Genomic DNA, 21,070 nt, shown 5'->3' on the forward strand with positions numbered 1-21,070 from the left:
CATGGAGCTACTTCTACGACCTAAGGAATTTTTCAATCAGAATCAATCGATTAAAACCATTGTAGGCCTTGTCTTACTATCATTATTTGTTTCGACTGTCTTTTTAACATTTTTTATTATTGATTTGTTAGTAGATGAACCGTTATCTGCTGGAAAACAAGTAGCCAGCATTGTTTTTATTTTTTTGCTGACGATCCCGCTGTATTTCATTTTAAATTTTCTCAGTACCGTTCTCACTTCTATTTATATGTATTTTTTTCATAAAGCTTTTATTTTACGCAAAATGTATCTTGTCATTTTGGTTTATAATGCATTTCTTTTATTAGTGAATAGTGCAGCGATCTATTGTGTGATGGTGTTACAATTAGATCACTATTTTATCTTGATACAAGCAATTTCCTTCTTCATCAACTTATATCTTTTGCGCATCCTTTATGATGGCATCATTTACTATGCAGAAGGGTCGAAAAAGGCTGCCCTTGCGACAGTGATCTTGTATATGCTGGTGACCACTGTGTTTGTTATTGGAGGATTCATCAATGGCTAGTCTTCAAGTGTCTCAGCTATCTTTTCGCTATGAAACAACAGAAGAAAGCTCTCTCCTCCTCGATCAAGTTTCGTTTGATCTGAAAGGAAGTGATCGAGCTTGTATCATTGGAAAGAACGGCAGTGGTAAATCGACTCTTTTAAAGATCATCGCTGGTCTGCTTCCTTCTGTATCAGAAACGATTTTACTCAACAAACAGCTTCACCCCGGGACCACTCAATATAAAAGTCTGGTGGCGTACATCCCTGATAAGCCTTTAGTCTATGATGCGCTCACTGGTCTTGAGCACATGGAGCTTGTCCAGTCTTTATGGAAAATGAACAAGTCAGAAAAAGAATTATACAAAGAGACTTTCCTATCGCTTTGTGATGCATTTGATTTAACGCATGCCCTAAAGATGCCAGTCAAACAGTATTCATTGGGCATGAGATATAAACTTTTCTTTAATTGTATGGTGGCAAGATCTCCAGAGCTGATCATTCTTGATGAGCCTTTTACCTCTCTTGATGAGGCCTCACAGATACAATCGATTTCTTTATTAAAAAAAGAATTCTCACATCGATGTGTTTTATTTACCAGCCATCAGCGCTACCTTTATTCAGAATTAGGAAATCGTTTCTTCCAGCTGGATCAAGGACAATTAAACGAAGTGGAACGTTAGACATACAAAAGGCATCCCATAAAAGGATGCCTCTCTTCTTTTTCTCGATCACATTACAACTTACAGCGTTTCACTGGACGGCAGCAAGGGTTTTTGATATCCCTGCCGCAATCGTATTCTTCCACAATGTACTCGTTATGAGTAGATTGAGTGACAGGGTAGTAGTTTTCAATTCTTTTGATGTTTTTATTGACGTTTGTGATATGCGTTGGATGAATTTTTCTGATGGTTTGTTCATTCGTTGTCGTGCTGACAATTTGACGTGTGGGGAAAACAACCGTTTCATCTCCTCCTTGGTTTCCTCTGCGAGGACCAAAGAAAAAGTCATCTAATCGATTCCGGCTCATCTCAACACCCCTTCAAGTTGTCTTTCACTTACACTCTATCGTATGTAAGAAGTGCATTTCGTGACTAGATGCTTGTCTATTTTTAAAAAAATCCACTATTCATCTCGTTTTCTCTTCCTTTACAAAAGGACAATTTTAACATATTATACAAATGATATATTGTGGTAGAAGAAATTGTGGCCCATAACCTTCCCACTTATCAAATACGAGGTGAACGATATGATCAATACGACACAACCAATCGAACGAAACAAGCTAGACATTGCACTTGAACTGACTCAATTGCATTTGAATCGATATGAAACGAGTCATCCTGATCAGTTGAGTGAGGTTTATGCGAAATATTATGCGCTGCTTGAAGTGCTGGATTTATCTTCTTATGATCAATTGATTGATTTATTGCCCGCTGAGCTAAAACAGACGCTTGAGTAAAAAACCCCTCTATCCACATGGGATAGAGGGGTTTCTTTATACACGTGCTGCCATATCGGTTTCGATTTGCTCTAAGCTTCTTCCTTTTGTTTCAACTAGTACAAAGCGGGTGAACAATAGTCCGATTAAGCAGATAACCCCAAATGAGGAGAAAATGACCCCAAAGCTGAACTTATCAGCTAAGATAGGGAAAACGAGTCCAACAGCTAACGATCCCGTCCAGTTAAAGGCAGATGAAATGCCTGCTCCAATGCCCCTGACAGAGAGTGGGAAGATTTCGCCGATGATGATCCACGTGATCGGTGCCCATGAGAAAGCATAGCACAAGATAAAGCAGCAAAGGGAAATCAATGTCACCCAGTTTAAAATCCCTTCACTAACGCCAAGTGCACCTAATGCCGCTGGTGCAAAGAAGGAAAGTGCCATACCTGTGCCTCCTACGGTGAGAATCGTTCGGCGGTCGAACCGGTCGACAAATTGTAAAAAGATAACGGTTGTCACGACAAAAATGACACCGACAATGACTGTAAAGCCTGCTGCGACCTGCGGCGCAAGGCCTACATTCCGAGCAATACTCGTTGCATAATACACAATGGAGTTCGCGCCTTGAATTTGCTGAAGGGTCGCCATCCCAACCCCGATGAAAAGAGCCATTCTGAATTTCTTTTGGAACAATTCACGAATACCAGAGCGTTCTTCTTTCGCGACTTCTAAAATTTCCTGCATTTCTGCTTCGATTTCTTCACGGGAAGAACGCAGTGATCCTAATACCTCCCGTGCTTTATGAGCCATTCCGTGTTTAATTAAATATCTCGGAGATTCAGGGAGCCTCAGCATACCAATATAAAGCACGATAGCAAATAAAGCGGCACTTCCCAGCATCCAGCGCCAGCTGTCTGGAATAGGTTCAAACACAAACGCGACAATATAGCTCAGCAATAGTCCGCTCACAATCATAAGCTGATTGAGCCCAGACAATTTCCCGCGGATTTTAGCAGGAGCGATTTCAGACATGTAAGCCGGCACCAAAGATGAGGCTGTTCCTACTGCTGTCCCTAAAAAGATACGAGCAATGGTTAATGAAATCTCTTCTGGTGCGATGGCTGACCCTATAGCTCCGACAAAAAAGATGATCGATGAGACCAAAATGAGCTTTCTGCGGCCGAACTTATCCCCCATGAGGCCGCTTAAAATCGAACCAATGATTGCTCCGCCCATTAATGAAGAGACGACTATTCCAAGCCATAATGGGCTTAGCTGAAATTCTTCCTGAATATGTCCTTCTGCCCCTGCAATAATTCCAATATCATATCCGAATAAGATGCCTGCAAAGGACCCGAAAAAGAAGATAAATTTGCTTGACACTTTTTTCTCCAAGTGGATGACCCCCTCACTTAATTAACCGCTTTCATTTCATCCCGTGCTTCTACTGCAATCAGTAGAAGACCTTTCACCCTTCTATAAAACCACATATTCTGCATTGACAAGCTTTGCAAAATGAACAATTTGATCAACTGTTAAATTGAGGGATACGACTGTATGATGACCCCCGCCTTGCTTAATCCATGCTTTGACTCCGTCCTGAAAATTCGGCTTGATTTTCCAGAGCACACGTGCAACCGGTAAATGAGGTGCTGCTTCCTCCGGCTCAAAGGCTTCGACTTCTTGTATGAGCCATTTGAAATGGGTTCCAAAGTCAGCAATGGAAACAACAACACCTTCGCCTGCTTTTCCATCAAACACAAGACGCGCTGGATCTTCCCTGTTTCCGATACCAAGTGGAGATACGACAATCACTGGTTTCGTATGGGCGAGCGCTGGATCTACTTCTAACATATGAGATTGCAGCACCGCTTCCTGTCCAGAGGTCATTTCATACGTGTAGTCCTCCATAAAACCAGTGGATTGATGATGACTCATCACCTTTAATAATCGGTCCAGTGCAGCAGTTTTCCAATCGCCTTCCCCAGCAAAGCCATATCCCTTTGCCATTAGCCGCTGTACCGCAAGTCCTGGCAGCTGTTTCATTCCATGTAAATCTTCAAAGTTTGTCGTAAAGGCATTGTAGCCGCCTTCATCTAAGAAGCGTTTGATGGCAATTTCATAACGCGCTTGCACCTTGACACTTTTTTCCCATTCTTCAACTGAATACGTTCCATAATCCACATCATATTGCGTTAAATACTCCGCAAATAATGCATCTACCTCTGCTTCTTCTACTGCATTTACATATTCGACGAGATCGCCTATTCCAAAGTAATCAACAGTCCACCCTAATTGAATCTGGGCTTCAATTTTATCGCCTTCTGTTACAGCCACTTGGCGCATGTTGTCACCAAACCTAGCTACTTTAATCTGAAAGCTCTCATGATAAGCAGCCGCCACGTCCATCCAATCAGCGATTTGCTGCTGCACATCCGGCTTAGACCAATGACCGGCGACAATTTGATTTTGTTTATTTAAGCGCGCATTGATATAGCCATATTCTCTATCTCCATGGGCAGATTGATGAAGATTCATATAGTCCATGTCGATCGTGTCCCACGGAATCTTCTCATAATACTGTGTGACAAGATGCAAAAGAGGCTTCTGCAAGAGATCGGTTCCGCGTATCCACATTTTTGCCGGTGAAAATGTATGCATCCACGTCATCACGCCGACAACCTCATCGCGATAATTGACTTCTTTCATGAGCTTTGTGATTTGATCCGCGCTGACAGCCAGCTCCTGCAAGATCACTGGGTAAGGAAGTAAACCACTCTTATTTAAGGCATCCGTCATCTTTTGAGCATCTGCTTTTACTTTCTGCAGTGCTTCATCTCCGTATAAATGCTGCGATCCAACAATAAACCAGCATTCTTTATGTTGACTTGTTAACATAGAAATCCCTCTTTTCTTTATCTTGAAGGTTTTTGTCCGTAATACGCATGTTCTCCGTGTTTTCTTAAGTAATGTTTATCTAAAATTCGCTGCGGGAGAGGCTCCGCGTATTCGTTTAATTGCTTTGCGAACAGGTTCATTTTGGCAACTTCATCTAAAATCACACTGTTTGTGACCGCACTTTTTGCATCTTTTCCCCACGTGAATGGGCCGTGACCTTGAAGCAATACACCCGGCACCGCCATCACATCTAGGTTTCTTTCCTCAAACGTTTCGATGATCAGCCGGCCCGTTTCTACCTCATAACCGCGGTTGACTTCTTCTTCTGTCAGAAATCGAGCACACGGAACAGCGCCGTAAAATGTATCGGCATGCGTTGTGCCCATTGCCTGTAAATCAAGACCCGCCTGCGCCCAAACGGTTGCCCACATGGAATGGCTATGTGATATACCGCCAATTTCCTCAAAGTGTTTGTAAAGAACAGCATGTGTCGCTGTATCTGATGAAGGACTGAATTCCCCTTCCACTACTTCACCGTCAAAGTCGACCACAACCATGTCTTTTGCTGATAATTGGTCATACGCTATACCGCTCGGCTTAATAACAAATAGACCGCTGTCACGATCACACGCACTGACATTGCCCCATGTAAATTTCACAAGTCCGTATTTCGGCAAATCTAAATTCGCTTCAAATACTTCTTCTTTTAAGCGCTCTAGCATACAGTTGTCACTCCTTTCTTTGGCATCAGATGTGCTACTGCCGCTTCTTCAATCGCAAGGCCCTCTTGATAGCGCTTTAAAAATTCGTCAAAGCCTTTGACATCAAGCGGATCGGGTTCTATGAGCTCTTCTGATGTATGGGCAAACACTTGATGCGTGAGAAATTCAGCCAATGTTTGCTTTTGATGATGGACCATATAGGAAGCAAGGACAGCCATTCCAAACGCACCGCCTTCTCCCGCAGTGGAAACGACTGATACAGGTGTATCAAGCGCTGCGGCCACCATTTTTTGACCAACGAGCGGGGTTTTAAATAACCCCCCATGCCCTAGTAACCGATCAATCACAACCTGTTCATGTTCTTTTAAACGATCCATCCCTATTTTCATTGCACCAAAAGCAGAAAAAAGATGGGTACGCATGAAATTAGCCAGATTAAAGCGGCTTTCAGCTGATCTGACAAAAAGAGGCCTTCCTTCTGGCAATCTTGTAATATTTTCACCAGAATAATAGCCATAGCTTAAGAGCCCGCCGCCATCTCGATCTGCTTCTAACGCCTGCTGCAATAAGGCTTCGTATACCTTTTCTGACGCCACTTGCATACCCAATGCTTCAAATGCCTCTCTGAATATATTCATCCAAGCATTTAAGTCACTTGTACAGTTGTTCGCATGAACCATTGCGACTGGCAGTCCGTCTGGCGTTGTGACCATATCCACTTCTGGATACACACCCTTTAGCTCCTGCTCTAGCACAATCATGGCAAAAACAGATGTCCCAACTGAAATGTTCCCTGTCCGTTTTTCTACACTGTTTGTTGCCACCATTCCCGTTCCGGCGTCACCTTCCGGGGGACAAAATGGAATGCCTGGCTTCAAGTGTTTGCCTTGATCTAAAATGGCTGCTCCTGCTGCCGTTAACACGCCAGCCTCCTCGCCTGCTAAATAAACACGTGGCAGAAGGTGACGCAGCTTCCACGGGTAGCCTTTTTCTACGATCAAGTCTTCAAATTGATGGAGCATTACTTCATTGTAGTCCTTCGTTTGTTCATCAATTGGAAACATGCCTGACGCATCCCCAATGCCAATGGCCTGCTTTCCGGTTAACAGCCAGTGAATGTAACCTGATAGGGTGGTCATATATTCTAAACGGGAAAGATGTTTTTCCTCTTCTAATATGGCTTGATACAAATGGGCAATGCTCCATCTTTCTGGAATATGAAATTGGAAGACATCCGTCAGTTTTTGACTCGCCTCAATGGTTGTTGCATTCCGCCATGTGCGGAACGGAACGAGGACCTCTCCTGTATGGTCACATGCCACATAGCCATGCATCATAGCTGATACTCCAATTGAGCCAATGGTTTGAATGGTCACGCCATACCTTTGCTCGACTTGCTCTTTCATCTCCCGGTACGCCACTTGAAGACCTGTAATGATATCAATTAAGTTGTACGTCCAAATTCCTTCCTGGAGAGAACTTTCCCATTCAAATGTACCTTGAGCAATTGGCTGAAACGCTTCATCTATTAAAATGGCTTTAATTCGTGTTGAACCAAATTCAATGCCTAAAGATGTCCGTCCTTCTTTTAAGGCTTTGGTCGTCTCTTCATGATCCATTCTGCGTTCACCTCCATAATTGATAGCGGTTTCAATTTTAATTTTCTAGATTCATTGATTCTCTGTGCACATTCACAATATAATATTTGTACGTACATATGTCAATATTAAAAATAGTTGTGCATACACAATATGACAAAAACCTTCACTTTTCTAAAGCTGAGACGACAGAAAGGGAAAGCGCCTGTTTTTGATTCGACAACCATGTTAAAATATGTCCATACAATTTCTTCTCAATCCGAGTAGATGATCAACTGAGAAAGAAGTGAAACGATGAAAAAGAAGTACCAGATCATTATCGATGATATAAAAAGCAAAATACTCACAGGGGATTACCGGATCGGGGAACGTATTCCAACCGAATCAAGCCTGCAGGAGATGTATCAAGTGAGCAGGCATACGGTTCGAAAGGCCATCTTAGAATTGTCGAGCGAAGGGTTTTTACGAAGTGAAAAAGGTTCAGGCACATTTGTGACCAATCAATATCAAACAAAGCCTGCTGGACATACGCATATGAAAACGATTGGCGTCATGACGACATACATATCCGATTACATTTTCCCTTCCATCATTCGAGGCATTGAAAGCCGATTAAACGAAGAAAACTATTCTTTGTTACTGGCAAGTACGAATAATGATGTGGAACAGGAGAAAAAAGCGCTAGAAATGATGCTGTCCTTTGGTGTGGACGGACTCATTGTCGAGCCGACGAAAAGCAATTTATATAATCCGAACATCTCGTACTACCTATCTTTTAAAGAACAGGATGTACCGCTCATTATGATCAATGCCTATTATGAACAGTTAGAGGTTCCTTTTCTCTGTCTAGATGATGTGAAATCCAGTTATTTAGCCACAAAAGAGCTGATCACCTCTGGACATCAGCAAATCGGCCTGATCTCAAAAACAGATGACTTACAGGGAAAGTACCGAATGAAGGGATATATTCAAGCGCTCGGTGAAGCCAAGCTTAACTTTCTGCCTGAGCACGTCCTCTTTTTCGATACAGAATCGAAGCAGCATTTGGGAGATGATATCAAAACTTTCTTAATAGAGCATCAGCATGAGCTGACTGCCCTTGTTTGCTATAACGACGAGGTTGGATTAGAAGTTGCCAATGTATGCAGTGACATTGGGCTGTCCATTCCAGAGGATCTCTCCATTATTGGACAGGATAATTCGTATATTGCCCAGAAAAATGCCCATGTGAAGCTGACAACATTGACCCACCCTCAGGAGCAAATGGGCCGGGATGCGGCAGACTGGATGATTAAAAAAGTTCAAGGAAAAAAGAATCTCCCTCATCAAACCTTTTACGAACCTGAATTGGTTCCAGGTGAAACGATCAAACATATGAATGCAAGAAAAAAATGAGCCCTTTTTGGAGGAGGCTCATTTTTTATATGATTAGATCTCTTCTTTAGGGGTAGGAACTGCGCATACGCCGTCTGCACATGCTGCTTCAAATGAATTGGCAGCCGCTTTCTCAGCTTGAGCTGCTTCTTCTGTCCAAGCCGTTTCAAGTGCACGAAGGAAGGTATCGGGTGGCTGTGCACCTGCCACTGAATATTTGCCATTCAATAAGAAGAAAGGAACAGCAGAAATGCCAAGCTGTCTCGCCTCTTTTTCGTCCTCTCGTACATGATCTGCAAACTCTTCGCCGCCTAAAACTTGCTGTACTTCCTGCAAATCAAGACCTGCTTTTTCTGCAATATCTAAAAGGGTTTGACGATCACCAACATGCTTTCCATCTGTAAAATATGCTTGAAACAGCTCTCCCATGACGAAATCGCCTTTCCCCATTTGACCAGCATATTGCGCCAATCGATGGGCATCAAAGGTGTTTGTCAACACGAGTGGATCAAATTGAAAATCGATTCCTTTCTCTTTGCCGGCCTGCTTCACCTGCTCATTCATCGCCATGGCCTGGCTGCGGCTCATCCCATATTTTTTGACGAGCATATCATGGACATCATAATCGACATCAACGGGTGCATGTGGATCAAGCTCAAAGCTTTTAAACTCGATTTCTACCTGTTCCTTTTGAGGGAATTGTTCAAGCGCTGTTTCTAGTTGTTTTTTTCCTATATAACAAAAAGGACAGGCGATATCTGACCAGATTTGTACTTTCATCTTCATCTTCCTTCCGAGCTTACGCTTTTTCTTTAACGATGTAACAATTATAGTTACATCCAATCGATGATGTCAAGATTCTGCTCTTGATTTAGATAAAAAAAGCCTCTCCTTCTAAGAAAGGAAAGGCTTTGAAAATATCTATTCTAAATTTGCATGGTGACCGTACATTGTATGTGTGTCGAGCTCTTTTATTTCCATTAAACGCAAAATGACCGCATCGTATGTCAGAAGAAGCGATTGCTCAAATAGCGAGCCCATTGGCTGAATGGTATGATGGCTTCCTTCCTTTTGATCCTTCGGCGCACCTGACAGTAAAATGACTTCATCCGATAGATCAGCTAGAGGTGAGTCAACTGAAAGCGTGAATGCTGCCACTTTTCCGCCAATTGCTTTTGCCTTTTTTGCAAGGATTAGCAATGTCTCTGTTCGACCAGAGCCGCTCCCAACAATCAAGAGATCTTCTTCTGTAAAGGAAGGAGTATTGGTCTCACCGATCACATAAGCCTTGACGCCAATATGTGTGAGTCTCATGGCAAATGATTTTCCCATCAAACCAGATCTGCCAGCACCTGCCACAAAGACCTTTCGTGCAGCTAAAATGCTTGAGACAAGCCGCTCCGTTTGTTCGTCTTGAATAGCGGGCGAGTGCTCAGAAAGCTCATTCAAAATGGCTTTCACATAGTCACTGGTCTTCATGATTGTGCGATCAGCTGCTTCATTTGTGCGGCCACTTCTGCTTTATTGTCCTGGCTTGCGATACCGCCGCCGACAATGATCAAATCAGGATTTAATTTCACGACTTCAGGTAACGTATCAAGCTTAATCCCGCCTGCAATGGCTGTTTTCGCTTGTTTGACGACTTGTTTAATGGTCATAAGGTCAGCAAATGAGTTTTGACCAACCGCTTGCAGATCATAGCCTGTGTGCACACAAATATAATCGACTCCAAGCTCATCCAGCTCTTTTGCCCGGCCAGCGATATCTTTGATACCAATCATATCAACTAAAATTTGTTTCCCTCTTGCTTTCGCTTCTTTCACCGCTCCTTGAATGGACATATCTTCTGCCGCTGCAAGAATGGTGACGATATCCGCTCCAGCTTCAGATGCCTGCTGCACTTCATAACCGGCCGCATCCATAATTTTCAGATCAGCGAGTACACGTAAATTCGGAAAAGCCTGTTTGACTTCTTTTACAGCACGCAAGCCTTCATTGATCACAACAGGTGTCCCAATTTCGACCACATCAATAGATGCTTCTACTTCTTTGATCAGCTCAATCGCTTCTGGTATATTCACTAAATCTAATGCTAATTGTAATTTCATTAACTTTCACTCCCGTTTTTTCATCTCATCTTCAAGAGCTTCGCGGATGGTGCTTCTTGAACGATGAAATGAGTATAACAACAGGATGGCAGCAATCCAAGTACGCACTTTTTTTTTACATACTATACTTTTTCGCATATGGTCACAAAAAAGATACTGTCTTTCGACCAGTATCTTTTGCACTTTCTATTTATCATCCTTTAAAAAATTGCTGTCGAGATATTGTTTTCCCCAATCATACATCGCCTCTAAAATCGGCATTAAGCTTTCTCCTAGTTCTGTGAGGGAATATTCAACTTTTGGCGGAACGACAGGATAAACCTCCCGATGCACAATGTGATCTTCCTCTAATTCTCTTAACTGATTGACAAGCATTCTTTGCGTAATCCCAGGCATTAACGACTTTAGCTCACCAAACCGTTTTGTCCCTTCTCTGCCAAGGTGCCATAAAATCAGCATTTTCCACTTACCGCCGATAATATTCAGCGTCAGCTCTTTTTCGCAATTGAACACTTTATTTTCCATACGTGATGACAACGACATACACTCCTTTGGTACAAACCATTTACGCTTTATCATATACTGCGGCAAATTAGATTGTCGAGCATACGGTCTTCGTTATTGATTCTGTTTATTCACAAAAGACATGACAGCCTTTGTCATTTTTTGCGCTTCTTTTGGCGCCCTGTCTGATCCAAACCATTTATTCAAGTCACTGTGGCTCAGCGAATGAACTCGAAAAACAAACCGCGAGCCTTTATCATGATTCAGTTTTTCTGCAAATCGGTACACCTCAGGATTTTCCCAGCCTGTGACTAAATAAACAGGCGGTACATTCGCTTGATTCATATAAGTGACAGGTGATGCCTTTGTCCAGTTCTTCTCCTGTTTGCCAAACACCTTTTTGTACGATGGTATGGCTTGTATAAATTGATTGATGTTTAACGGTCCATCTAAAATCACGATGGAATTGATCGTTTTTGGCGACAATCCAACACGTTTTAAATAAGTTGAATCTGTGGCCACCAATGCCGTTAAATGACCGCCTGCCGAATGTCCCATCATGTTGATTTTTGATGAATCGATTTGATATTCACCTGCATGATCCTTGACCCATTTAATGGCGTTTGCCGTATCATCTGCCATCTGCTCATAGTTGGCATCAGGGTGAAGCCTGTAATTCATCGAAACAAACACATACCCTTGACCCGTAAAATAATCAGCCTTTGAAGCGACTCTATTCTTATCGCCGCCTGTCCAGCCGCCGCCATGGAGATAGATCATGACTGGATGCTTCTTCTTATTGTCTTCATCTTTTCCCTTTGGCATATACATATCGAGTGTTTGCTGTTTGTTTTGTGTGTCTGCATAATGGATGTTCGTCGTCGGCTTAGGCTGGTTTAAACGGAACACAAAGAATGCGCATACCAATAAGCCCGCGATGACAGCCGCAAATAAGAGCCATTTCGTGATTCGTTTCAATGTCATTGCACCTTTCTATGTTGGGATGAAGAAGCATGATTAGCACATATGTAGATAGACTAGTACGATTCATTTGATACGACTTGTATGACTTGAACTGTTTGACAATAAAATGAAAAATAATCTTCTTCATAGTCTTCTACGAAATAATTGATGTTTTCCCAGCCTCTATTCAAAGGCTCAATATTTAAATATAGACTAGAATCGTTTGTTAAGTCCAAATCTTTGATTTGAACAGAAGATACATTGGTGAATTTTAGATGGATTTCTGCTTTATGGGTCGCAGATTCGTATGAGATTTACAGGACAATACAGTTGATCAAGTCGTAATGTTCATTATACTCTTTAAAGTAGTGAAATTCATTGATTTGCTTTAGATGGTTGATATCGAAATCAGGGATTTGTTTCTGGATTTTTTCATTTAAAAACCATGTCATCGTTTGTCCTCCAAGAGGTTATTGTATAAGTGCAATCATTCGTTTTCTCGTTTCTTCATGGTATTGAACATAGGAATGCAATAAAGGATACGATTCAAGGATATGTTGATACGATTTGATTTGGGGATATTGCTCTTCAAATGACTGACGCAGCACGTTTAACTGTTTTTTCGGTATTCGTTTATGATCGATCAAATAACTCAAGCTGCCTGCAACAAGTGAAAAAAACATATAAAAATCATCTGAGTACATACCAGTTTCTTCTTCAAAAGAGACGATCTCATCTGGATAAGCTGAATCTAATAAGTATTGATAACGTTGTTTTAAATCATCGAATAAACCTTGTTTATCTCGGCTGATTTTCATGGACTTTCCCCTTTCTCTTAATGTTTTTAATCATTCACTCTCCTAACGTATTTTTCAGAATGAACTCTATTCTTATCATGTCACGGAGTTTGTAAATATTCTTCAAATGAAATAAAGTCCGCTTTTTTTCGAAATTCGCTTAAGATTTTCTGATCTCCTGTAAAAATAACATCTGTCGAATCAAAAAATCCGCTTTCAAACACAGCTTGAGGAATAACGGGTGTATAATTCACGTTCCAATATTGTTCGTTATCTTCAATTTGAGGTATTGAGTTGATATTCAAATGATGTACATGACGAGGCAATGCGGTCAAAACGGCGAAAATAAAAGAATAAGAATAGTCATTTAAGAACTTTTTGAAATGTTCACCCTTCAGAAATAAAAATCCGTATAATTCGGCATTACTTCTGAATGGGATTGATTTTTCCGATCATGAAGCATTGTGAGTGTCACATCACTTATGACCCAATGATACTCTTCTACGTTTAAATTGATTTTCTTTATTAATTCATTTGCTTCGAATAAATTTTTCTCTTTTGCTAATACGATTCTCATTACTTGCTCCACCTCATCAATTTAAAACACAAGACTAATTTAAAAATATATTACAGTATCAAAATATGACCATAATTTCCAGCAAGGTAATCACTTGGTGTGAGGTTTAACGGGATTTTCACCCAGTGATAATAACCAAAATCACGATAATAATCATCCATAGTCTTCTGCTCATCTAATACAGCCATGAGTATATAGTCATCATGATGATTTCCCAGCTATCGTCTGATAACAACCAATGGAATTCTTCGAATAAATAATGAGGTGTTTTCGTTTTCAACACTTGATCAGGGAATGTCTTTGTACTGTGAACGAGCGAATGAACAAACGATAGAACATGTTCAAATTCTTTTGGATTGGATATAAACAATTGTTTCACTTTATGTTCCTTTCATATCTTCGGATAGGTCTATCATCAGCCACTAATACTCCATTTCAACGCTTGTAACATGACGCATAATGAGATAGCATTTGAGTGTAATAGTCATTGAATGTTTTTTGATCCTTCAATAATCCTTCAAGCCAATTTGTTAAAACAGGATGATCCATTGGTTTCCATCCTTCTTTCAATAACCTATTTTTCACAGAATCTTTTGTTGATACCAACCCTATGATACAAATATCCATATCTCTATCTGCCCAAATCGCCCACTGCAACGAATGCGATAGCCAGACCACTATGTTTGAATTCGTTATGATATCATCTGCTAAAGACCCTTTTGGGTGCATCCATAGTGCATTTACATAACCCTCACCTGAAATGTTCACACTCGCTTTCAGCCAATTAAAATAACCAAATTCCTTCAAATAATATTCGGTTGGATCTGGTTGAAGGACTGCAGTCAAAAATTCTCTATCTTGTGTAACAGTTGATAACTCTTTAATGGTTGGTAAAATATCATCACTCAATGCCCAATCAAACTCTTGAAACAAAAAACAATCAAATGTCTTACGGAAGACTTGTTGTGGTAGCTCTTTATTTGTGTGAAACACATGGTCTACTAAATTCTGATAGAATTTGAATTCTTTTTCTGAACGAATAAATAAGTCTTCAAGCCGTTTCAAACAACTACCTCCACTCTTGTCGAACTAGTAGTTTTTTAATTCTTCCTCTATATCTTCTTTTAATGTTTGAATTTCAATTGAAACCGAATCATTTCGATTATAGAAAATGGACGGATTGATTCCATCTGCTATCATTCCCGGCAGCCACTCTTCTAAAGAATCGTCTATATCAATCATTTCTGGCATAGATTTTCCCCATTGTTCAATCGCACAATAAGCGGCATTGGAGTCTTCGTCTTCATTTGAAACCCTTCAAACATCATTTCCGGCTCTCCAAATTGTTGCATATATTGATAAGGATTGAATTCTTCTATTAAACTTTGCCATGTCTTCTTCATAAAAGAACGACCTGATGAATCAACTTTTATCGCCATGCCATCAATCTTTAGTAAATCCGTAGTAACTTGTACAAACGCGTTTATTTCTTCTAAGGATTCAGTCATCCCAATGATATACAAGCATGTTTGATGCGTATCTATTTGTTTAAGTTCTTCTGAATTGAATTGTTCATTTGGAAAGAAAGTCTCGCTTAATTGATCAATATGATCCACTACTTCAAGTTCGTAATCAGTTCCAGTTCGTTTATGTATGATTCGATCATTCACGAATATATAATCATTCAATTCTTCAAGTTCTTTTAAATGATGTGACCAAAATCCTGGAATTGCGATGACTGTTTCGGCATAACATTCACTCCTTTTAATAGATGGGGGCTTAACCATAAGAATATAGTAAGCTGATATATAGGAGCTATTGGTACTTTTCTATCCAATCATTCAAATCATCTACACAATGCAAGTAAGAATTAGGTGAATCTTTCAAATCAATTCCACTCAAAAGAATCAGCATATCCCAAACTTGATCATCGTTTATTTCTGAATCGTCTGCAGAAACGTAAATTTCAGCCCAATCAGATACTTGTTCTCTTGTGATCGTCCCCTTCAAGACTTGTCTTATTTTATTTAAACAGTCTAGCATTTTGGGTTCATCCATTCATTACACCATTCCTTTCTTAAAACTCACTTCACGTTGTAAACTGCCTATATTTCATATTTGATAATATCCTCCATTGACATACCTTTAAAATATAAAGAAAGAATGTTCGTAATAGTGTATTCGCCATATATACCAATCGGGTTAAATATAGTCTTAGCCGTTTTTGGATCAGCAACCTCTAAGTCCATTACAGGTGCAGTTGAACCTTCTTTCCCCTCGCTTACGTAATAATTTTCATCTCTATATGTCACGAATTTCAGATTTTGAAGATCCTCTTCTTTTATAAAGTCTTTATTTATTTTTGTGATGACTTTCCATGAACCACTTAAAAAGCCTGTCAAACCTGTACTTGCAACAAATAGCTCATTCTCCTTTTTCATCAATTGTTTTAATTCTCTTTTTTCTATTCTTTCATCAACAAACAAATCATAGTATTGGATTAAAATTTCATCATATTGATTTTTTCCCTCACCTGAAATGATCAAAGCATAGCTCAATTTTCCAACTTCTTTTAATGGGAGTTCAATAATAGCTCCTGGTTCAATGTCACTTAAAGTTTTTGCTTTTTTAGTTGTTACTTTAATATCCGTTACTTCTTTCTCATTTAAATCATCAAAATAGTGACTGCCTCCATTGTTTAAGACCGTCATGATTGTCAAAAGCATCTCATCAATCGTTGGCTTTCTTTCCAAATGTTCCTCAGTCATTTCATAAAATTGTTCGATCGCTTCTTCAAAAATATCTAGTCCGTCATCACCAATCATGATGTTCTTTTTCTTATGTTCTTCTTCCCAAAAGCCCATTTAAAATACACTCCTTATATATTGCGTTCTTGATTTCATCAAGTGTTATGTATGTTATTCTCATTTTGCTTTATCATGATAAACGTATACTTGTATAAACTGTTTTATGTGCACGTTTGAAAAGTGCCACTTCATGATCCGTTAACCATTTAAGCTCTCTCATATGATACGAAATATCTTCTAAGTAGGAAGATATTTCTTTTATTGTCTGCAACTACAAGATAAAGAGTAAACTGCTTTAAATCTAATTCAATCAGAGTATATGCTTTCTTTGTTTTATCAGGACTTAATTTTCTTTGTTTTCCTTTCATCTTCGCTTTATATTCCTTTTCTTTCATTTTTTGAAATGTCGCTTTGACTAGCTGACTGTCCCAGTTTTTTAATTCACACAGATAGAGCATCGCTTTTTCCAAAGTATCAGCTAAGATCTTTTTCTTATTTGTTGCATTTTCAAATTCACTGTAACTAAAGGGTAATTCTAGCTCGTACGTATTTTTTAAAAATAAGATGTCAGGTTCTTTTTTAGAAGTACTCAGTAATTTGTAATCTTTAAAAGAGCCACATATAAAAATAATAGCCTCACAATCTTTCGTTTGAATTCTTTTCCCTAATTCCCATAAAAACATTTCTGTCACACAAAGGGATTGGCTGGCTAAGTTCCCACGGTCATCATCTGACATTAATTGGATATATTTTAAGTACACTCCTTATACCTCCTTTCTAGAATCACCATCTCCCCATTAGGGTAAAGGCACGCCACATTCATAAATCGTATTTCATGTTGAGTTTGAGCTATTTTTTTACTTTTCATATCTTGACTAAAAACACCTTCCATATTCAACTGATAGACCATAATTTTTATTTATATGAAATTATTCTTTTTAGGGATTTTTCTAATAAGTCAATTGGTATATGGTCTTGACTAATATAGTGGAATATTGCTACACCATTTTCCAGTGAAAGAATTGCCCATGCCATTTCTTCAGAAGAAAGGGCACATGTAAGGTTCTCTTTTTTCATCAAATTCTCAAGGGATTGCGATATTTGTTTTACCGATTGTAGGATCATATTTGACCACTGACACCTTACTTCTTCATTTCTCATTGAATACAGAAGAAATTCCATGTTTAGCAGACTCCACGTCCGATTTTCTTCACGACTTTGAATAGACTGTTGATTCATTTTTTCTGAAAAGTGTAAAAGAGAAGGTTGTTCTGCTATTAAAGCATTAATTTTTTCTACATGTAATTGCATTTGTTGTTTCAATAGTGCCAAAAAGATCTCTTCCTTTGAATGAAAATGCGCATAAAAGGCCCCTTTGCTAAATCCCGCATGTTCTGTCAATTTATCAATGGAGACCCCATGAAAACCATACTTGGCGAAATTCTCAACTGCAGAATTTAAGAGTAATTTTCTTGTTTCTTCTTTCCTTTCATTTTGCGTCTTTCTTTGTCTAATCATTCCTTTACCTCCTTTTCTTGACAATCATACCATATAGAATTAATATACCAATTAGTATATAAATTCAAAAGGGTATATAATGTGAAAAGGAGAAAAACAATGCGACAGATGGGGAAAAAAATTCACAAAACGAAAATGGAAATAATCGCTCAAACAGTTAAATCAGGGATTATTAAATCAAATTTGATCCCAATGTGTGCTGGCTTAACCTTGGCATTATACACATATCAAATTGACATCCTTCATAAATCTATTGAGATACTATTGGCTTTTGCAGGTTCAATTTTATTAATTGGTGCTGCTGGAGCTTTAAACAATTTGTATGATAGGGACATAGATTCAGTGATGAATAGAACAAAAAACAGACCTACTGTAACAGGAGAAGTCAATCCTAAAAAAGTTCTATGGCTTAGTATTTTAATGTCTGTTTTAGGACTAGGCTTTTTAGCATTTACAACCTATCTAGCAGCTATTATAGGATTGATTGGTTTATTTTTTTATATTTTTCCTTATACAATATGGAGTAAAAGAAAAACCGTATACAACACAGAAATTGGTAGTATTTCTGGAGCAATGCCTCCTCTCATTGGTTGGGCAGCTATTTCACCAGATATATCACACCCAGCTATTATGGGGTTGTTTTTCATTACAATTATTTGGCAGATGCCGCATTTTTATTCGATAGCTATTAGAAAACAAAATGAATACAAGGCAGCAAACATTCCCATGTTACCGGTTGTAAAAGGAATGAAAAGAACATACTTACAAACGAATCTTTATATCTTAGCAATTACCTTAAGCAGTTTTCTTTTCCATTCTTTAAGCATAGGGCTTGTGCTTGTATCCTTTTTTTTAGGCCTTATATGGATTTGCTTAAGTATTTTGGGTTACAAGCGAATGCATTCCGAGAAGTGGGCATCAATTATGTTTGTCTATTCACTAATTTATATGACAACTCTTTATTCAACGGTCATTATCTATTCTCTTACTCGTCAAATTTTTTGATTAATAAAACATTAGTTTTGTAGATAACCATAATAAGTTCATATAAAAAAGCACCCTAAACGGATGCTTCAATCAAATGATATTTTTTCAAAATGCGATAGGTGATTTCTTTTGCTTCTATTCCGGTGCCTTCGATATTTGTGGCGAAGATGTAGGTTTTGTTTTCATGTTTGATGAAGCCTACGTACCAGCCGATGCCTGAGCCGGAGCCTGTTTTTCCGTATAGGGTGGTGTGTTTCTCTTCTTCTTGTACCATCATTCGTTTGACCGTTCTCATGGTGTTTAGGTCAAATGGGAGAGTCTCTTCATATAGCTGTTTGAGGAAACGAACTTGTTCAATTGGAGAAATACGTAACGTACTGCTTAACCAAAATTGATCGATTCCGCCAGATATGTCTTCGTTCCCATAATGAATGGCTTTCACCCACTGACTCATGCGTTCTTCACCGATGTCACGGGCCATGGCTTGATAGTACCAGACGACTGAATCTCTCATGCCGGAACCAAGTGTATGATCCCTATTCCAGTTATCAATCTCTCTTTTCACTCCATCCCAATATTTGATGTCGTATTCATCTCTCACTGCGCCTATTTGGAGTCCGATTAAGGCATTTGCTACCTTAAATGTCGATTGAGGTGCAAAGCGCTCTTTCGCTCTTTTTTTGTTATACACCCAGGGCGACTTTTCTTTTACTTCTTGAATCACAAATGTGCCTTCTCGGTCTTTCAAGAATTCATCTACTGACCATGCTGGTGATGTTCCCTCAGTTGATGAAGGCTGGCTTATACAAAGTGCCATCAGCATCATGCCAGTAATGAGCCATTTTATATACTTTTTCTTCAAAACAATCGCTCCTTTTCCCATGATTCCATTGATTGTAGCATGTTGAGCGATGAGATATAAGGTACGCTTGTCCTCTTTTCTTTCAAACAAAAAAAGCCGGTTCATCCGGCTTTTTGCTGTATATTAGCTTTCTTTTTTCTCTTCAATGGCCTGCTTCGCGATTTTTGAAATCGTCATATCGTCCATTGGCGGGTTATGGAGCCCGGCACGAATATCTCGATAGTAACGCTGCAGTGGACAGTCAAGGCTTAAGCTTTTTGCACCGACTAAACGCATGGCTTTATCAACAACTTGCAGACTGTGATTGACGACTGTATGTTTCACAGCGCCGAATTCATTGGTTAACAGCTCTCTTTTCTCCGTCTTTTCATACAATGTGGTCGTTGAATAGATGACGTGGCGTGCTTGCTTTAATAGTAAGTCAATTTCACCAATAAGTGTTTGGACATTTGGTAGATCACTAATCGTTCCGCTGATACTGTTCGGTGAATGGGTGATGGCATACTGAACAGCATAGTCTCTTGCCGCTTGCGCAATGCCTAAATAGCAGGATGGAATATGTGCAATCCAAGGATTTAGCGTACCACCGCGCGGCCCTTTTTGCACCTCAACAAGCATGTCATCTGAAACCTTCACCTGATCTAAGATTAAATCATGGCTTTCAGTTCCTCTCATCCCCACAACATTCCATGTTTCTTCTATTGAGACACCTTCTGTCTCGCGATGAATTAAGAAGAAGCCCATTGCCTCTTTTTCTTCAATCCATACGCCGACTAAAAAGTATGTAAGTGCTGGTGACATCGTTGTGAAAATTTTACGTCCATTGATGATCCACTCATTACCTGATCTAGTGGCTGTTGTCCCAGGCTTCCCGCCTCTTGTTGGACTGCCTGTCTGCGCCTCGCTCACGGCACGGTTGACAAGGGCGCCCTTCTTCACTTCTTCCGCAAAGAATTGCAGCTGCTTTTCACTCCATTGTTTCTTTTCGTAAATTTCGCCTACAACCCCTTGGTGCCAGCCGATTGATAAGGCAGTTGCTCCGTCCATGCTGCCGAGCGTCTCTTGAAACAGAACCATATCCTTCACAGATTGACCTCCGCCTCCGTATTCAGCAGGAAGAGACAACGTCGTATAGCCCATCTCTACTAATGATTCAATATTTTTTTCAGGAAAATAAGCGCCTTCATCATGTTCTTTTGCCGTTTGTTCGATCGTTTCACGAAGAGATTCTAGTTGATTGAGCCATGTTTTTTGAAAACCGGTATCGACAAATAATGCTTTAGACAAAACGTATCCAACTCCTCTGTTTCTCACAATCTATCATATCTGATTTTTCCAATCGGAATAAATAAAACACACTTTACTTATAGGATTTAATGTGTTAAA

28 protein-coding genes are annotated in these 21,070 nt (G+C 39.6%); 5 read left to right on the plus strand and 23 right to left on the minus strand.

Annotated features, from left to right (window positions below; genetic code table 11):
• The first annotated feature begins 1 nt into the window (after window position 1).
• Both MKZ03_RS11575 and MKZ03_RS11580 read left to right on the plus strand, forming a co-directional pair.
• Window positions 2–547, plus strand: coding sequence for a hypothetical protein (locus MKZ03_RS11575; protein WP_034661406.1), 546 nt, complete (start codon window positions 2–4; stop codon window positions 545–547).
• The gene (locus tag MKZ03_RS11580; protein WP_106042467.1) at window positions 540–1,208 is read left to right on the plus strand and encodes an ATP-binding cassette domain-containing protein; all 669 of its coding nucleotides are present in this window, start codon (window positions 540–542) and stop codon (window positions 1,206–1,208) included. Before MKZ03_RS11575 ends, MKZ03_RS11580 begins: the two co-directional genes overlap by 8 nt.
• Window positions 1,209–1,261: 53 nt before the next feature.
• Here the strand turns inward: MKZ03_RS11580 and MKZ03_RS11585 are convergent, their stop codons facing one another.
• Window positions 1,262–1,555 (minus strand): spore coat protein, encoded by a 294-nt coding sequence (locus MKZ03_RS11585; protein ID WP_341031871.1) that lies wholly within the window; start codon window positions 1,553–1,555, stop codon window positions 1,262–1,264.
• 219 nt (window positions 1,556–1,774) lie between these two features.
• On the opposite strand from MKZ03_RS11585, the gene MKZ03_RS11590 reads away from it, so the two are divergent.
• Entirely contained in the window at window positions 1,775–1,987 is a 213-nt protein-coding gene (locus MKZ03_RS11590; protein ID WP_340973379.1) for a hypothetical protein, read from the plus strand.
• A 36-nt stretch (window positions 1,988–2,023) separates the two neighbouring features.
• Here MKZ03_RS11590 and MKZ03_RS11595 read toward each other — a convergent pair whose 3' ends face one another.
• The 4 genes from MKZ03_RS11595 to MKZ03_RS11610 all read right to left on the minus strand — a co-directional run bounded on the left by MKZ03_RS11595 (window position 2,024) and on the right by MKZ03_RS11610 (window position 7,208).
• Window positions 2,024–3,364: a sugar porter family MFS transporter gene (locus tag MKZ03_RS11595; protein ID WP_034661417.1), complete on the minus strand. Its 1,341-nt coding sequence runs from the start codon at window positions 3,362–3,364 to the stop codon at window positions 2,024–2,026.
• 81 nt (window positions 3,365–3,445) lie between these two features.
• Entirely contained in the window at window positions 3,446–4,867 is a 1,422-nt protein-coding gene (araA, locus tag MKZ03_RS11600) for an L-arabinose isomerase (RefSeq protein WP_341031872.1), read from the minus strand.
• A gap of 17 nt (window positions 4,868–4,884) precedes the next feature.
• On the minus strand, window positions 4,885–5,589 hold the full coding sequence (locus MKZ03_RS11605) for an L-ribulose-5-phosphate 4-epimerase (RefSeq protein ID WP_034661424.1): 705 nt from the start codon (window positions 5,587–5,589) through the stop codon (window positions 4,885–4,887).
• Entirely contained in the window at window positions 5,583–7,208 is a 1,626-nt protein-coding gene (locus MKZ03_RS11610; RefSeq protein ID WP_334749830.1) for a xylulokinase, read from the minus strand. Before MKZ03_RS11610 ends, MKZ03_RS11605 begins: the two co-directional genes overlap by 7 nt.
• A 273-nt stretch (window positions 7,209–7,481) precedes the next feature.
• Between MKZ03_RS11610 and MKZ03_RS11615 the strand changes: the two genes are divergently transcribed.
• Window positions 7,482–8,582, plus strand: coding sequence for a GntR family transcriptional regulator (locus MKZ03_RS11615; RefSeq protein WP_268495629.1), 1,101 nt, complete (start codon window positions 7,482–7,484; stop codon window positions 8,580–8,582).
• Between the two features lie 33 nt (window positions 8,583–8,615).
• On the opposite strand, the gene MKZ03_RS11620 is transcribed toward MKZ03_RS11615, so the two are convergent.
• The 16 genes from MKZ03_RS11620 to MKZ03_RS11695 form a co-directional block, all read right to left on the minus strand.
• Window positions 8,616–9,341 (minus strand): DsbA family oxidoreductase, encoded by a 726-nt coding sequence (locus MKZ03_RS11620; protein ID WP_334749833.1) that lies wholly within the window; start codon window positions 9,339–9,341, stop codon window positions 8,616–8,618.
• Window positions 9,342–9,482: 141 nt separating this feature from the next.
• Entirely contained in the window at window positions 9,483–10,040 is a 558-nt protein-coding gene (gene hxlB / locus MKZ03_RS11625) for a 6-phospho-3-hexuloisomerase (RefSeq protein WP_334749834.1), read from the minus strand.
• On the minus strand, window positions 10,037–10,669 hold the full coding sequence (gene hxlA / locus MKZ03_RS11630; RefSeq protein WP_024718772.1) for a 3-hexulose-6-phosphate synthase: 633 nt from the start codon (window positions 10,667–10,669) through the stop codon (window positions 10,037–10,039). Before hxlA ends, hxlB begins: the two co-directional genes overlap by 4 nt.
• Before the next feature lie 186 nt (window positions 10,670–10,855).
• A complete protein-coding gene (locus MKZ03_RS11635; RefSeq protein ID WP_012010675.1) occupies window positions 10,856–11,212 on the minus strand; it encodes a winged helix-turn-helix transcriptional regulator in 357 nt (118 codons plus the stop codon).
• 75 nt (window positions 11,213–11,287) lie between these two features.
• Window positions 11,288–12,157, minus strand: a complete 870-nt coding sequence (locus MKZ03_RS11640) for an alpha/beta hydrolase (RefSeq protein ID WP_341031877.1) — start codon at window positions 12,155–12,157, stop codon at window positions 11,288–11,290.
• A 293-nt stretch (window positions 12,158–12,450) separates the two neighbouring features.
• Window positions 12,451–12,588: a hypothetical protein gene (locus tag MKZ03_RS11645; protein ID WP_307499965.1), complete on the minus strand. Its 138-nt coding sequence runs from the start codon at window positions 12,586–12,588 to the stop codon at window positions 12,451–12,453.
• An 18-nt stretch (window positions 12,589–12,606) separates the two neighbouring features.
• A complete protein-coding gene (locus MKZ03_RS11650; RefSeq protein ID WP_106039715.1) occupies window positions 12,607–12,954 on the minus strand; it encodes a YxiJ family protein in 348 nt (115 codons plus the stop codon).
• A gap of 373 nt (window positions 12,955–13,327) precedes the next feature.
• Window positions 13,328–13,510, minus strand: coding sequence for a hypothetical protein (locus MKZ03_RS11655; RefSeq protein WP_307499966.1), 183 nt, complete (start codon window positions 13,508–13,510; stop codon window positions 13,328–13,330).
• 175 nt (window positions 13,511–13,685) lie between these two features.
• Entirely contained in the window at window positions 13,686–13,889 is a 204-nt protein-coding gene (locus tag MKZ03_RS11660) for a hypothetical protein (protein ID WP_223260776.1), read from the minus strand.
• Window positions 13,890–13,945: 56 nt separating this feature from the next.
• Window positions 13,946–14,575, minus strand: a complete 630-nt coding sequence (locus MKZ03_RS11665) for a hypothetical protein (protein ID WP_307499967.1) — start codon at window positions 14,573–14,575, stop codon at window positions 13,946–13,948.
• Between the two features lie 24 nt (window positions 14,576–14,599).
• Window positions 14,600–14,761: a hypothetical protein gene (locus MKZ03_RS11670; protein ID WP_307499968.1), complete on the minus strand. Its 162-nt coding sequence runs from the start codon at window positions 14,759–14,761 to the stop codon at window positions 14,600–14,602.
• Window positions 14,749–15,198: a hypothetical protein gene (locus MKZ03_RS11675; RefSeq protein WP_307499969.1), complete on the minus strand. Its 450-nt coding sequence runs from the start codon at window positions 15,196–15,198 to the stop codon at window positions 14,749–14,751. The genes MKZ03_RS11670 and MKZ03_RS11675 overlap by 13 nt, the downstream gene beginning before the upstream one ends.
• Before the next feature lie 127 nt (window positions 15,199–15,325).
• Window positions 15,326–15,568: a DNA-binding protein gene (locus tag MKZ03_RS11680; RefSeq protein WP_340973399.1), complete on the minus strand. Its 243-nt coding sequence runs from the start codon at window positions 15,566–15,568 to the stop codon at window positions 15,326–15,328.
• Window positions 15,569–15,615: 47 nt separating this feature from the next.
• Window positions 15,616–16,374: a hypothetical protein gene (locus MKZ03_RS11685; protein ID WP_106039719.1), complete on the minus strand. Its 759-nt coding sequence runs from the start codon at window positions 16,372–16,374 to the stop codon at window positions 15,616–15,618.
• A gap of 149 nt (window positions 16,375–16,523) precedes the next feature.
• Window positions 16,524–17,078 (minus strand): hypothetical protein, encoded by a 555-nt coding sequence (locus MKZ03_RS11690; protein WP_341031881.1) that lies wholly within the window; start codon window positions 17,076–17,078, stop codon window positions 16,524–16,526.
• 154 nt (window positions 17,079–17,232) lie between these two features.
• Window positions 17,233–17,835: a TetR/AcrR family transcriptional regulator gene (locus MKZ03_RS11695; RefSeq protein ID WP_034661446.1), complete on the minus strand. Its 603-nt coding sequence runs from the start codon at window positions 17,833–17,835 to the stop codon at window positions 17,233–17,235.
• Window positions 17,836–17,943: 108 nt separating this feature from the next.
• Between MKZ03_RS11695 and cyoE the strand changes: the two genes are divergently transcribed.
• Window positions 17,944–18,840, plus strand: a complete 897-nt coding sequence (gene cyoE / locus MKZ03_RS11700; protein ID WP_370876314.1) for a heme o synthase — start codon at window positions 17,944–17,946, stop codon at window positions 18,838–18,840.
• Between the two features lie 55 nt (window positions 18,841–18,895).
• Here the strand turns inward: cyoE and blaBPU are convergent, their stop codons facing one another.
• Both blaBPU and MKZ03_RS11710 read right to left on the minus strand, forming a co-directional pair.
• Window positions 18,896–19,684, minus strand: a complete 789-nt coding sequence (blaBPU, locus tag MKZ03_RS11705; RefSeq protein WP_307499971.1) for a BPU family class D beta-lactamase — start codon at window positions 19,682–19,684, stop codon at window positions 18,896–18,898.
• Between the two features lie 123 nt (window positions 19,685–19,807).
• Window positions 19,808–20,971 (minus strand): acyl-CoA dehydrogenase family protein, encoded by a 1,164-nt coding sequence (locus MKZ03_RS11710; RefSeq protein ID WP_341031884.1) that lies wholly within the window; start codon window positions 20,969–20,971, stop codon window positions 19,808–19,810.
• Between the last annotated feature and the right edge of the window lie 99 nt (window positions 20,972–21,070).

This window comes from Bacillus sp. FSL R5-0431, from assembly GCF_038002985.1.
Lineage (GTDB): Bacteria > Bacillota > Bacilli > Bacillales > Bacillaceae > Bacillus.

What these genes read in the sequence shown, in the direction of transcription:
- MKZ03_RS11685 (WP_106039719.1), bottom strand. Translation starts at nt 16,374, where the DNA reads ATGGGCTTTTGGGAAGAAGAACATAAGAAAAAGAACATCATGATTGGT.
- MKZ03_RS11670 (WP_307499968.1), bottom strand. Translation starts at nt 14,761, where the DNA reads ATGCCAGAAATGATTGATATAGACGATTCTTTAGAAGAGTGGCTGCCG.
- MKZ03_RS11610 (WP_334749830.1), bottom strand. Translation starts at nt 7,208, where the DNA reads ATGGATCATGAAGAGACGACCAAAGCCTTAAAAGAAGGACGGACATCT.
- araA (WP_341031872.1), bottom strand. Translation starts at nt 4,867, where the DNA reads ATGTTAACAAGTCAACATAAAGAATGCTGGTTTATTGTTGGATCGCAG.
- MKZ03_RS11615 (WP_268495629.1), top strand. Translation starts at nt 7,482, where the DNA reads ATGAAAAAGAAGTACCAGATCATTATCGATGATATAAAAAGCAAAATA.
- hxlB (WP_334749834.1), bottom strand. Translation starts at nt 10,040, where the DNA reads ATGAAGACCAGTGACTATGTGAAAGCCATTTTGAATGAGCTTTCTGAG.
- MKZ03_RS11650 (WP_106039715.1), bottom strand. Translation starts at nt 12,954, where the DNA reads ATGAAAATCAGCCGAGATAAACAAGGTTTATTCGATGATTTAAAACAA.
- MKZ03_RS11635 (WP_012010675.1), bottom strand. Translation starts at nt 11,212, where the DNA reads ATGTCGTTGTCATCACGTATGGAAAATAAAGTGTTCAATTGCGAAAAA.
- MKZ03_RS11590 (WP_340973379.1), top strand. Translation starts at nt 1,775, where the DNA reads ATGATCAATACGACACAACCAATCGAACGAAACAAGCTAGACATTGCA.
- MKZ03_RS11655 (WP_307499966.1), bottom strand. Translation starts at nt 13,510, where the DNA reads ATGAGAATCGTATTAGCAAAAGAGAAAAATTTATTCGAAGCAAATGAA.
- MKZ03_RS11580 (WP_106042467.1), top strand. Translation starts at nt 540, where the DNA reads ATGGCTAGTCTTCAAGTGTCTCAGCTATCTTTTCGCTATGAAACAACA.
- MKZ03_RS11620 (WP_334749833.1), bottom strand. Translation starts at nt 9,341, where the DNA reads ATGAAAGTACAAATCTGGTCAGATATCGCCTGTCCTTTTTGTTATATA.
- MKZ03_RS11640 (WP_341031877.1), bottom strand. Translation starts at nt 12,157, where the DNA reads ATGACATTGAAACGAATCACGAAATGGCTCTTATTTGCGGCTGTCATC.
- hxlA (WP_024718772.1), bottom strand. Translation starts at nt 10,669, where the DNA reads ATGAAATTACAATTAGCATTAGATTTAGTGAATATACCAGAAGCGATT.
- MKZ03_RS11585 (WP_341031871.1), bottom strand. Translation starts at nt 1,555, where the DNA reads ATGAGCCGGAATCGATTAGATGACTTTTTCTTTGGTCCTCGCAGAGGA.
- MKZ03_RS11645 (WP_307499965.1), bottom strand. Translation starts at nt 12,588, where the DNA reads ATGACATGGTTTTTAAATGAAAAAATCCAGAAACAAATCCCTGATTTC.
- cyoE (WP_370876314.1), top strand. Translation starts at nt 17,944, where the DNA reads ATGGGGAAAAAAATTCACAAAACGAAAATGGAAATAATCGCTCAAACA.
- MKZ03_RS11680 (WP_340973399.1), bottom strand. Translation starts at nt 15,568, where the DNA reads ATGGATGAACCCAAAATGCTAGACTGTTTAAATAAAATAAGACAAGTC.
- MKZ03_RS11605 (WP_034661424.1), bottom strand. Translation starts at nt 5,589, where the DNA reads ATGCTAGAGCGCTTAAAAGAAGAAGTATTTGAAGCGAATTTAGATTTG.
- MKZ03_RS11695 (WP_034661446.1), bottom strand. Translation starts at nt 17,835, where the DNA reads ATGATTAGACAAAGAAAGACGCAAAATGAAAGGAAAGAAGAAACAAGA.
- MKZ03_RS11575 (WP_034661406.1), top strand. Translation starts at nt 2, where the DNA reads ATGGAGCTACTTCTACGACCTAAGGAATTTTTCAATCAGAATCAATCG.